Annotated in this window: 10 protein-coding genes; 7 read left to right on the plus strand and 3 right to left on the minus strand. The window is 45.8% G+C overall.

Features of this window, described 5'->3' with window-relative positions; genetic code table 11:
* Positions 1 to 151: 151 nt before the first annotated feature.
* Complete coding sequence (gene prlC, locus LDO37_RS00530) at positions 152 to 2,194, plus strand: oligopeptidase A (protein ID WP_126606718.1); 2,043 nt, start codon at positions 152 to 154, stop codon at positions 2,192 to 2,194.
* 65 nt (positions 2,195 to 2,259) lie between these two features.
* On the opposite strand, the gene asnC is transcribed toward prlC, so the two are convergent.
* Complete coding sequence (gene asnC, locus LDO37_RS00535) at positions 2,260 to 2,724, minus strand: transcriptional regulator AsnC (RefSeq protein WP_101114587.1); 465 nt, start codon at positions 2,722 to 2,724, stop codon at positions 2,260 to 2,262.
* 131 nt (positions 2,725 to 2,855) lie between these two features.
* Here asnC and LDO37_RS00540 point away from each other — a divergent pair, with 131 nt between their 5' ends.
* From LDO37_RS00540 to LDO37_RS00550, 3 genes are all read left to right on the plus strand, one after another.
* Complete coding sequence (locus LDO37_RS00540; RefSeq protein ID WP_224055293.1) at positions 2,856 to 6,038, plus strand: ABC transporter substrate binding protein; 3,183 nt, start codon at positions 2,856 to 2,858, stop codon at positions 6,036 to 6,038.
* A gap of 100 nt (positions 6,039 to 6,138) precedes the next feature.
* On the plus strand, positions 6,139 to 6,918 hold the full coding sequence (locus LDO37_RS00545; RefSeq protein ID WP_126606719.1) for a class I SAM-dependent methyltransferase: 780 nt from the start codon (positions 6,139 to 6,141) through the stop codon (positions 6,916 to 6,918).
* A 123-nt stretch (positions 6,919 to 7,041) separates the two neighbouring features.
* Positions 7,042 to 7,560 carry a hypothetical protein gene (locus LDO37_RS00550; RefSeq protein ID WP_126606720.1) on the plus strand — a complete coding sequence of 173 codons (519 nt, stop codon included), beginning with the start codon at positions 7,042 to 7,044 and terminating at the stop codon, positions 7,558 to 7,560.
* A gap of 109 nt (positions 7,561 to 7,669) precedes the next feature.
* Here the strand turns inward: LDO37_RS00550 and LDO37_RS00555 are convergent, their stop codons facing one another.
* Complete coding sequence (locus LDO37_RS00555) at positions 7,670 to 8,098, minus strand: universal stress protein (RefSeq protein WP_126606721.1); 429 nt, start codon at positions 8,096 to 8,098, stop codon at positions 7,670 to 7,672.
* Between the two features lie 263 nt (positions 8,099 to 8,361).
* Here LDO37_RS00555 and ftnA point away from each other — a divergent pair, with 263 nt between their 5' ends.
* The 3 genes from ftnA to LDO37_RS00570 all read left to right on the plus strand — a co-directional run bounded on the left by ftnA (position 8,362) and on the right by LDO37_RS00570 (position 10,620).
* Positions 8,362 to 8,892, plus strand: coding sequence for a non-heme ferritin (ftnA, locus tag LDO37_RS00560; RefSeq protein WP_101114582.1), 531 nt, complete (start codon positions 8,362 to 8,364; stop codon positions 8,890 to 8,892).
* A 67-nt stretch (positions 8,893 to 8,959) separates the two neighbouring features.
* Positions 8,960 to 9,283 carry a universal stress protein UspB gene (gene uspB / locus LDO37_RS00565; RefSeq protein WP_126606722.1) on the plus strand — a complete coding sequence of 108 codons (324 nt, stop codon included), beginning with the start codon at positions 8,960 to 8,962 and terminating at the stop codon, positions 9,281 to 9,283.
* A 149-nt stretch (positions 9,284 to 9,432) separates the two neighbouring features.
* Positions 9,433 to 10,620 carry a BaiN/RdsA family NAD(P)/FAD-dependent oxidoreductase gene (locus LDO37_RS00570; protein ID WP_126606723.1) on the plus strand — a complete coding sequence of 396 codons (1,188 nt, stop codon included), beginning with the start codon at positions 9,433 to 9,435 and terminating at the stop codon, positions 10,618 to 10,620.
* 420 nt (positions 10,621 to 11,040) lie between these two features.
* Here the strand turns inward: LDO37_RS00570 and LDO37_RS00575 are convergent, their stop codons facing one another.
* Entirely contained in the window at positions 11,041 to 12,012 is a 972-nt protein-coding gene (locus LDO37_RS00575; protein WP_221768512.1) for an aldo/keto reductase, read from the minus strand.
* Positions 12,013 to 12,059: the final 47 nt, after the last annotated feature.

Raw genomic sequence — 12,059 nt, forward strand, 5'->3', positions numbered from 1 at the left:
AATAGTCTCTTACAAGTTTGAATTGGCGAGCGCAAGAGGCTCATTATATCAAAGGCAGGGTTCACTGTGTGAGCCTTGCCGACGTTGGCTATTGAAAAATCCCGTCCCGACCTACATTTAGTAAAGGACAAAATGATAAAAGGAATGAAAAATGTCTAACCCATTACTGACGTTTACTGATCTTCCCCCGTTTTCCGACATTAAGCCAGAGCACGTAAAACCTGCCGTTGAGCAAGCGATTGATGCGTGTCGTGCCAAAGTGGATGAAGTGGTCGCAAACAATGCGACACCAAGCTGGAACAGCGTATGTGCACCATTAGCGGAAGTGGATGACAAACTAAACCAGATTTGGTCTCCAGTGAGTCACTTGAACTCGGTAAAGAACAGCAACGAGCTGCGCGAAGCGTATGAAAGCTGCCTTCCATTGCTGTCTGAGTACGGCACTTGGGTTGGACAACACAAAGGATTGTACGACGCGTACAAAGCAATAAAAGCTTCAGATGAATTTGGTACTTTGTCTCAGGCGCAGAAGAAAAGCATTATTGATGCGCTACGTGACTTTGATTTGTCGGGTATTGGCTTACCAGCAGACGAACAACATCGCTACGGTGAAATCAGCAAGCGCATGTCGGAATTGAGCTCTCAGTTTTCGAACAACGTACTGGACGCTACCATGGGGTGGTCGAAGCAAGTTACCGATGAAAAAGAGCTGGCTGGCATGCCGGAATCGGCATTGGCGGCAGCAAAAGCTGCAGCAGAAGCCAAAGAGCTGGATGGTTGGTTGCTGACGCTGGATATTCCTTCTTATCTTCCAGTTTTGACTTACTGTGATAACCAAGCTCTGCGTAAAGAGCTGTACGAAGCCTACGTGACTCGCGCTTCTGATCGGGGACCTAATGCGGGTAAGTGGGATAATACTGAATTGATCACAGAGCAGTTGAAACTGCGTCATGAAATTGCCCGTTTACTCGGCTTTAGTGCGTTCAGTGAAAAATCACTGGCGACAAAAATGGCTGAAAACCCACAGCAAGTGCTGGGCTTTTTAAACGAGTTGGCGGTGAAAGCCAAACCACAAGGTGAGCGTGAAGTTCAAGAACTGCGTGATTTTGCAGAGCAAGAGTTTGGCGTTTCTGAGCTGAATCTTTGGGACATCGCTTACTACAGCGAGAAACAAAAGCAGCATCTATTCCAGATCTCTGACGAAGAGTTGCGCCCTTACTTCCCTGAAGACAAAGCGGTATCTGGTCTATTTGAAGTCTTGGATCGCGTGTTTGGCATGAAAGTGACTGAGCGTGAAGGGGTAGACGTATGGCATGAGTCGGTGAAGTTTTACGACATCTTCGACAGCAATGGCACACTGCGTGGCAGTTTCTACCTAGACTTGTACGCTCGCGAGCACAAGCGTGGCGGCGCGTGGATGGACGAATGTCGTGTGCGTCGTACTAACGCTGATGGTGAATTGCAAACCCCAGTGGCTTACTTGGTGTGTAACTTCAACAAGCCAGTAGGCGATAAGCCAGCACTATTCACTCACGATGAAGTTGTTACCTTGTTCCACGAAACAGGTCACGGTATTCACCACATGCTGACGCAAATCGATGTATCGGCGGTATCGGGCATCAACGGTGTACCTTGGGATGCCGTCGAACTGCCAAGCCAGTTCCTAGAAAACTGGTGTTGGGAAGAAGAAGCGCTGGCGTTTATCTCGGGTCATTACGAAACGGGCGAACCGCTTCCAAAAGCCATGTTGGATAAAATGCTGGCAGCGAAAAACTTCCAATCCGCGATGTTTATTCTTCGCCAATTAGAGCTTGGCCTGTTCGATTTCACACTTCACACCGAATACGATCCAGACATCGGTGCTCGTGTGCTAGAAACGTTGGCGCAAGTGAAAGAGAAAGTCGCGGTATTGCCAAGCGTTGAGTGGAACCGTTTCTCTCATAGCTTCAGCCATATTTTCGCGGGTGGCTACAGTGCAGGTTACTACAGCTACTTATGGGCAGAAGTGTTGTCTTCAGATGCGTACTCACGTTTCGAAGATGAAGGTATTTTCAATGAAGATACTGGACGTTCATTCCTGAATAACATTCTGGAAATGGGTGGCAGTGAAGAGCCAATGGAATTGTTTAAGCGTTTCCGTGGTCGCGAGCCTGAAATCGATGCCTTGCTCCGTCACTCTGGTATTACCGCGTAATTGCCCAGCCTGACTTAGATTTACAAAAACCACCTTCGGGTGGTTTTTTATTGGGATAAGTAAACTTAGGGATTCACATTTCTATTGATGGGGTTTTGTAGAGAAATCAGAGTCTCTGTCGACTGAACTTCATCGATGGCTTGAAGTTTGTCTATCAGCACAAATTGCAGCTCTTCGATCGATTTACACATGAGCTTTACAAAAATGTTGTATGCCCCTGTGGTGTAATAGGCTTCGACCACTTCATCTAAAGCATTCAGTTTTTCTAGAGCAGAATGGTAATCGCGCGCCGCATTGAGGTTGATTCCGATAAAACAGCAGACGTCGTACCCCAGTTTTTTGGTATTGACGATCACTTCCGTACCTTCAATCACATCCGCCGCTTTCATTTTTTCGATGCGCACGTGAATGGTGGCTGGGCTGACGTTGAACTGCTTTGCCATTTCTGCATAAGGGGTTCTGGCGTCTTCCATTAGCGCTTTAAGAATTTCGCGGTCCAGATCATCAAGACGTGCTGTGGCGGTTTGCATACTTGTTTCCTTTGATCAATCCCGATAGATGGAGGGTATAAGCCTCTGATTCATTGGCTACATCCTATCTTGCAAACTCATGCTTCACAACAGCTCTTGAGGTCATCATCTGATATACTCACTGAAATTGAATGGATATAGAGAGAGCGTACCGAGTGCGGATTGTTGGGATAATACTAACGCTCATGTTGAGCTTTGCCTTACAGGCGAGCGAGAACGTATTGGTGGTGCATTCATACCATCAAGGCTTTTTCTGGACAGACAACTTTCAAGAAGGTCTGGCTCAGCGTCTCGACACACACCAAATCCCCAATCGCGTGTTCTACCTCGATTCTAAGCGCTTACAAACGCCAGAATATTTTGCCCGATTAGAAAACTTGTTCAAAACCAAGTTAGAACAAGAGTCTTTCAAAGCCATCATCGTGAGCGACAATAACGCGCTCAATATGATGCAAAACCTGCATGAATACGTCGGTGACACGCCCGTTATCTTTGGCGGTATCAACAATTATTCACCTAAACTTCATAAAGATCTGAATGCCACGGGCATTTCCGAAAATATTGACCTTCACAACAACATTCGTTTGATCAAGAAGTTACAGCCGAATGTGGAGCGCGTTGTCGTACTCACTGATTATTCAGTAACAGGGGAGGCGGCCAGAGCTCAGATCGCCAAATACCTGAATGAGAACCCAGAAGACCGATCACTGGTGGAAAGTGTTGTTCCAGAGTCATTTGATAAACTGCTGGATGTTGCCTCTGGCTTGAATGCAGAAAACAGCATCCTATTCTGGATATATTTTCGTGATAAACAGGGCAACGTGATTGAGGACGTGTCCTGGAAAACCCTCAATGAGCGAGCGAATGCCCCTGTATATATGGCTTACAACGCGGGTCTTGGGTTGGGCAGCGTCGGCGGTTTTATGCAAGATGGGTTTGCCAATGGCTCTGCGGTCGGAGAGCTGCTTGTTAAAGTGTTGAACCAGAAAGAGGGGGAGCCATTGCCTGCCCCTCGTCCTATTCGCACCCATTTAAAATTGGATTATCAGGTGCTGCAACAGTGGGGCATGAAAGATTCGGCAGTGCTCGCGGATACCATACTGAACAAACCAGAGCCGTATTTTGTGCAGTACGCCCGCGAGATAAAAGTACTCTCAATGGCTGTCTTTATTCTATTGGTCGTTATTGGTTCGCTGCTATATTACATGAAGCGTCTCAAGCAGAGTGAAACACAAGCCAAACAAAGCCAAGTTTTGCTGGAGTCCATATTCGACCAAAGCTATCAATACATCGGCATTGTGGATCAGTTTGGAAAATTGGTATCGAGCAACAACAAACTCCAAGATTTACTGTATGTGAAAGGGGCGCAGTATGGTCGTCCTATTTGGCAATATCGCGGGTGGTGTGACGAGTCAAAGAAAATCTTCAAAGAATACCTAGAGCAGATAGGACAAGAAGACTCCGTTCGATTTGAAGCAGAGTTGGTTCGCCAGCATTACGGATTAAGTGTTCTGGATGTTGCGATTAAGCCATTGCCTCATGAGATTGGCGATCAATGCCATTTCCTCTTAGAAGCGCAAGACATCACTGCACGTAAAGCGACCGAGCAAAAATTGCTCGCCAGTGAAGCCGATTTTCGTCATTACTACGAAAAGCAACCCGTGATGATGATGACGTTGGATGAAAACAACCGAATTCAAGCGGTGAATCGATTCGCACAAGAGTTGTTGAGCTATTCCTCGCAGCAAATGCTGGGTCGGAAATTGGAAGATTTCTATGCCGGTTCGGTAGAACTGAATGCGCGACAGGTGTTACTTCAGCCCAAACCCCACCATCTTTCTGTTTGGCGACGCGAAATTGAATACACGACAGCGAGCGGCTTCACCATATGGGTTCGAGAAAATATCCGCCCATTAACCGAAACTCATCAATTACTGATTGTGGGTGAAGACATCAGTGAAACCCATGATTTATCACAGCAATTGGCGTATCAGGCCCAACACGATTTACTGACAGGCACTTACAACCGAAACTTCTTTGAGCAGCAATTGCAAAAAGCCATGGTGGAAGTGGAAGGGCATGTTCGCACTCACGCTATGCTGTTCCTCGATCTCGATCAGCTCAAGGTGATTAACGATACGGTAGGGCATGAAGCAGGTGACGAAGCCATTGCATTTTGTGCGTTACTGATACAACAAATATTGCCCAATAGCGCCATTTTATCGCGCATGGGAGGTGATGAGTTTGCTGTGTTATTGCGAGATTGCACCAAAAGTGAAGCGACCGATATTGCTCAGTCGATCATTGACCAATTGAACCAGCACCCATTTGTTCGTGATGACCTGACGTTAAACATCAGCTGTTCCATCGGCATACGTCTTATCGACCATACAGCGGACTCGCCTCAGATGGTACACGCCCACGCAGATACGGCGTGCCACGCCGCCAAGGAAGAAGGCAGAAACCGCTATCAGCTTTACTTACTTCACGATGAAGAGCTCAAACAGCGTGAACGCGAGATGGAAAGCGTGAACTTAGTGCATGAAGCGATTGCGAATGAGCGTTTGCAGTTGTTTGCTCAGCAAATTCAGGGTTTAGACGAGGAGAATGCTCACCAATGCTACTTTGAAATATTGGTTCGACTGGTGGACTCCAATGGAGATTACATTTCCCCTGGTGTCTTCATGCCTGCGACTGAGCGTTACAATATTGCGCATTTGGTTGATAAATTTGTCGTCACTAGGACGTTGAGCTGGCTGGATGAACATCCAGAGCAAGCCGCGTATCTCGATCGAGTATCGATTAATGTTTCGGGTCAATCGGTAGGCAATCAAGATTTTATGACAACGTTGAAAGACGCGTTGCAGCAGAGCAATTTTCCTAATCATAAAATCTGCCTAGAGATAACGGAAACCGCGGCGATTCATAGCATCAAGCAAGCAAGCCAAGCATTTACCGAATTGAAATCTTTAGGTTGTTTGGTGGCGTTGGATGATTTTGGTTCTGGGCTGTCTTCATTTGGTTACCTAAAAACCCTCCCCGTCGATATCGTGAAGATTGATGGCATTTTTGTGCGAGATATAGACCAAAATGAGAGCGATTATGTCATGGTTCGCTCCATTAACGATCTCGCTCAGCAAATGGGCAAAGTCACCGTTGCTGAATTTGTGGAGTCGTCTGCCGTGATGGCTTGCTTGAGCAAATTAGGTGTGAATTATGGTCAGGGTTATCATATTGGTATGCCCAAACCTCTGTCAGAACTGGTGGACGAGCTCGTTCAAGAAAAGCGCACATTACTTACGGAAAATGAATAGCGGCATTCACTCAGCGGTTCGTGATTGCCATTCGTGATTATTGTGTGAATCTGAGGTTATTCAGGTAAACTGACGCAAAAATTTCCCCTTGGAGCCAACCGTGCAGCTGAACCTTATCTGCGAAGCCCCTCATCGACAACCTGAACTCAACGCCATTGCTGAGCAGTGGGGGCTGACTCATGACCCTGAATCTGAATTTGGTTTGGTGCTTACTCATGAACGCTTAGAGCTGCGCAAGTTAGATGAAATAAAGCTTGGGGCGATCTACGTCGACTTAGTGGGTGGAGCCGTCGGTCACAGGCGTAAATTCGGTGGTGGTAAAGGGCAGGCAATCGCCAAAGCTGCGGGTTTAAATAAAGGGGCGACACCGACGATTCTGGATGGCACCGCAGGATTAGGGCGAGATGCATTTGTATTGGCTTCTCTGGGGTGTAAAGTTCAAATGGTGGAGCGAAACCCAGTGGTAGCGGCGCTGTTAGATGACGGCTTATCAAGAGCCAAGCTCGATCCAGAAATTGGTGGCTGGGTGAGTGAAAGAATGTCTCTTCTTCATGCATCGAGTCTCGACGCGTTAAATGAATTGCGTAATAACGCAGAGTTTGAAGCTCCTGATGTGGTTTACCTCGACCCAATGTACCCTCATCCAGAGAACAAAAAGAAATCAGCGTTAGTGAAAAAAGAGATGCGAGTTTTTCAATCGTTAGTCGGTGCAGACCATGATGCTGATGGGTTATTAACGCCTGCTTTTGAACTGGCAACAAAACGCGTTGTGGTTAAACGTCCTGACTATTCCGACTGGTTAGATGGCGAAAAACCGTCCATGGCGATAGAGACCAAAAAAAATCGATTTGATGTATATGTAAAGGCATCAATGACATAACAATTCGACGCAAATTACCGCTTGCTTCGGCGCATTTCGATCTGTATATCTAAGTAAGAATGATTCTTATAGTTAATTCCACTTTGAGTGTGTGATTGCGGATATTAGAGCCGGAGCAGTAAAATGGCAGAGCGTTTTTGCAAACTAAATCGTCGTGACATCAGCGCCAGTTTGGGTGAAATCCATGCTTTGGTGTCTTCCCCTAAATATCTTTGCCGCTCTTGTGCGCGTTCATCTTCTGACAAAAAGAATCTGTGTAAACCTGCCGCTATTCCGCCAGCATCTTGTATGGAAAATGCCTCAGAGAAACAAGTCAAATGTGGTTTGGTTGCTGAATCTCTCGCTGCTGACCGCGTTTTGGACCAAGCCACCTCTGTTGCCGATGGTGTTGAAATCTCGATTGAACCATCTCAGCCTATACTGACCACAAGCAATGAATTGACGTTGTCGAAAAAAGCATTGAAAAAACAAAAGAAAGGTCAGAAAAAGCTGAAAGGCATATTGAAAAAACAGAAGAAAATACTTAAAAAGCAAAAGAAATTACTCAAGAAACACAAGAAATTAGAAAGTCGCTTCAGTCGAATTAATCAGGGTGTTCTTGCGGCACAGGGGATCTTACCTCAACACCAGCATATTCATTGATTCAACGTAGCGTGAAAAATACATAAAAATGGCGAGCTCAATGCTCGCCATTTTTATGCCTCAGAGATTTGATTATTTGATTGAGTCGATAATCTAGATTTTACAGGCTTCAACTGTCTTGCAATGGCACCACCAACATATCGACTGGAGTGCAATTGATGAGCTGTCGCGTAGAAGAAAGCAGCTTGCTCCAAAAATCTTGGTGGTGCCCACATACCACCAAGTCTATTTTCAGGTCATTGATGGCTTCGCATAGCTCGCCGCTCAAATCCCCTGTTCCGACTAAGGTGTGCTTGATCGGGTAGTTGGCGTGGTCGGCCAATATTTGCAGCTGTTTTTGGGAAGCTTCCATATTGTGGTGTTGAGTATCGGCAAGGTTGATATCGATAAGCCCGGTATAGAGCTCGGCATAATTCACATCGATGTGAATAAAGGAGACAGCGGCTTCAAGAGGGGAAGCAAGTTTGACGGCTTTCTCAATCAGAATTTTGCTGTCGTCTGATAGGTCGACAGTGACCAATATATGTTGATAGCTCATAATCTATCCTCCTGCCCGTACTCGGACAATTCCCTTCAACAGTTCTGATTTAAGACTAGCATTTCATCTATCAATATTTTGCCAAAGAGATCCCATTGCTATCTTATACGTACCTACTCATATTAAATTAAGGTAGATTTTTGGTTCACGATAGGGTTTTTTGGGCTAATTGTTCTTATTCTCAATGAGAAAATTGAAGCATCGACGCTCCCTTATATCGTGTTATAGTGACAACAATTACAAGTATTTAACAGGAGCATTTCATGCTGTCTCAGACAATGGTCGAACAACTGAATGAGCAAATAAATCTCGAATTCTTTTCATCCAATCTATACTTACAAATGAGTGCTTGGTGTGAAGATAAAGGATTTGAAGGTGCGGCCGAGTTTTTGCGTGCTCACGCAGTAGAAGAAATGGAGCATATGCAACGTCTCTTTACTTACGTGAGTGAAACAGGGGCAATGCCTATCTTAGGTGCTATAGAAGCGCCAAAGCACGAATTTGGTAGCCTTGGTGATGTTTTCCGTGAAACGTTTGAACATGAGCAAATGATCACTCAAAAAATCAACAAACTGGCGCACGGTGCATTTACTAGCCAAGACTACTCAACCTTTAATTTTCTTCAGTGGTACGTTGCAGAGCAACATGAAGAAGAGAAATTGTTTAAAGGGATTTTAGATAAGCTGGAACTTGTAGGTGAAGACGGTAAAGCGCTGTTCTTTATCGACAAAGATCTAGCAGCCATGGCAAAAGAAGGTTCGTCTTCTATCATGGACGCTTCCGCTGCAGTCTAAGTAGCGAGTTAAAGTCAATTTGATTGTCTTTTCCTTTTGGCGTCTAAGAAGATGTAGGGAGGAAAAGATGATCAGTGTCGATACTATTCTATTCACGCTTATGCTCGTCAGCTGCGTTAATATGGCGAGATACCTTACCGCGTTACGCGCGCTCATTTATATCATGCGCGAAGCCCATCCATTACTGTATCAGCAGGTAGATGGTGGTGGTTTTTTCACTACGCACGGTAACGTCACCAAACAAGTCCGACTTTTTCATTACTTGAAAAGCCGTGAGTATCTGCATCATCACGATCCTATTTTTACCGGGAAATGCAATAAAGTCAGAGAGTTGTTTATACTCACGACAACGTTACTTGGTGTGACTTTATTTGCTGCCATCATGCTGTAATTAAAGGCTCAACAAGACGAGGTAGAAACCCAGCGTAACTCTGGGTAAAATACCCACCAGATTTGCAAGGATGCGCGATAATTCGCGCATCCTTTTTATTTTGATTGAGCGCAGCAAACCCCAAAGCTCAAGTCGTTGTGGAAGAAGTAATGAGTTCAGAATTTGATGTCGTAGTCATTGGTGCCGGAGCGGCAGGCTTAATGTGTGCAGCCGAAGCGGGCAAGCGTGGTCGCCGAGTATTGGTGGTGGATCATGCCAAAAAGCCGGGGCGAAAAATTCTGATCTCGGGTGGCGGTCGGTGTAACTTCACTAACTACGATGTGACGGCAAATAACTTCTTGTGCCAGAACCCCCATTTCGTGAAATCCGCCTTGTCGCAATACACCAATTGGGACTTCATCTCGCTGGTTTCGAAATATGGCGTTGATTTTGAAGAACGCGATCATGGGCAGCTGTTTTGTCTCGACTCAGCGAAAGACATCGTGAACGTTTTGCTAAAAGAGTGCGACCAACCGAATATTACCCAACGTTATCGCGCTGATATCCACAACATTCAAAAAACAGACAGCGGTTTTTCATTCCAAATAGACACCGATGAAATTACCTGTGCATCTTTAGTGATAGCTACGGGTGGCTTATCCATGCCGAAATTGGGGGCGACGCCCTTTGGTTATCAAGTTGCCGAGCAATTTGGGCTAGAAGTGATTTCGACTACCGCTGGTTTGGTGCCTTTCACACTGCATAAAGAAGATAAGGAAGCGTTTGAGCCGCTATCTGGCATTGCTATTCCTTCTGAAATCACCGCCGAAGACGGCACCGTTTTCAAAGAAGCGCTGCTGTTTACCCATCGTGGTTTATCTGGTCCTGCGGTATTACAGATATCTTCATTCTGGCAAGCTGGTCAGAAGGTTACGATTAACTTAGTTCCTGAAGCAGATGTAATGGATCTGCTGACCACTTCTCGCGAAAAACACCCGAATCAAAGCTTAAAGAATACGCTTTCCAAAGTACTTCCTAAGCGTTTGGTTGAGACGCTAATAGAGCGCAAAGAGCTGGTGGATAAACCCCTCAAGCAGTTCAACGACAAAGAACTGCAAGCCATCGAGACACACCTAGAAAACTGGCAAATCCTACCAAATGGTACTGAAGGGTATCGCACGGCAGAGGTCACTTTGGGTGGTGTGAATACCGATCACTTGTCGTCTAAAACCATGGAGTGCAAGGATATTCAAGGGCTGTACTTCGTTGGAGAAGTGATGGATGTGACGGGCTGGCTTGGTGGCTACAATTTCCAATGGGCATGGTCGAGCGGTTTTGTTGCTGGGCAGTGGGTGTAGGTGTTTGGGTACAATGAAGTTTGTATATAGTCGATAAAGTTATTTGATCTACATGGCTGATGGCGTTGAGGTGGTGATTAACCATATGCAGGTCAAGCCCTTATTGGATTTGTGTACGCGCAGCTTGTAAAGGCAAGTCAGAACCCGTTGACTAAGCATGAAATAACTTTAATCGAACCACTCAAGATGGCCGTGTGATGGGCTTCTATTCTAACCTGCTCGACTAAGCAATCAGCTCTGCGGCGACGCATAAATGCACGCCCACTGCATCGCCTATATGGATGTAAGCGAGGAGCGTGAACAGGAGCGGAAGCTTTGCACACCACTCGTTAGATAAACTAAGCGATGCGCACCGCAAACTGAATACCTGCCGGTTCAACAAGGTAGACAAGCAACAATCACCAGCCCCTGTACACTCAGTTACAAGTAGCAGGTTTTATTGATAATGCCGTCAATCGTATCGAGTTCAGCTTCGGTAAAAGAAGCACAATGCAGCGCATGCACACTGCTCTTCAGCTGGTCAACACTACTGGCACCAATAATTGCGCTGGTGACAGCATCGTTATTGAGAACCCATGCAATAGCCATTTGCGCCAAAGTCTGTCCTCTGTTTTCAGCCATGTTGTTTAGTTTATGAACAATACTCAGCTTTTCTTGACTGAGCTGATGTGCATTCAAGTGCATTATTTCAGGACGTGCAGCTCTGGATCCTTCCGGAATTCCTGACAGGTATTTGTTGGTCAACATTCCCTGCGCCAACGGTGAGAACACAGTAAGACCAAAACCTTCCCGTTGCGCCAATGCTGTCAGTCCCTGTTCAATAGTGCGATCAAACAAACTATACCTTGGCTGATGCATCAGCATTGGCGTACCCAGCTCCTTTAATATTCTTATCGCGGCTTCAGTTTCCTGGGGACTGTAATTTGATAAACCAATATAAAGGGCACGTCCGGAGCGAACAATATGATCGAGAGCCATCATAGTTTCTTCTAGAGGTGTATCCGGATCCGGCAGGTGAGAATAGAATACATCCAGATACTCCACTCCCAGTCGATGCAGGCTTTGATCACAACTTGCCAGCAGGTACTTTCTCGACCCACCTTTACCATAAGGTCCTGCCCACATGCCGTAGCCAGCCTTGCTAGAAATAAATAATTCATCTCTGTAGCCAGCAAGATCTTTGTTCAGTACAGACCCAAAGGTTTCCTCTGCAGCTCCATGCGGAGGACCATAGTTATTAGCAAGATCAAAGTGAGTTATACCAAGATCAAATGCTGTTCTGATAATATCTCTGGACTTTTCAATCGGGTCTACTCCGCCAAAATTCTGCCACAAGCCTAACGAGAGGCGAGGCAAAATAACACCGCTGCGGCCGCACCTTTGATACGACATGTTTTCGTACCTGTCTGCACTGGCTTGATGTTGGACATTAGGATCTT

Origin of the sequence: Vibrio penaeicida, from assembly GCF_019977755.1 — a bacterium.
Taxonomy (GTDB): Bacteria; Pseudomonadota; Gammaproteobacteria; order Enterobacterales; family Vibrionaceae; genus Vibrio; species Vibrio penaeicida.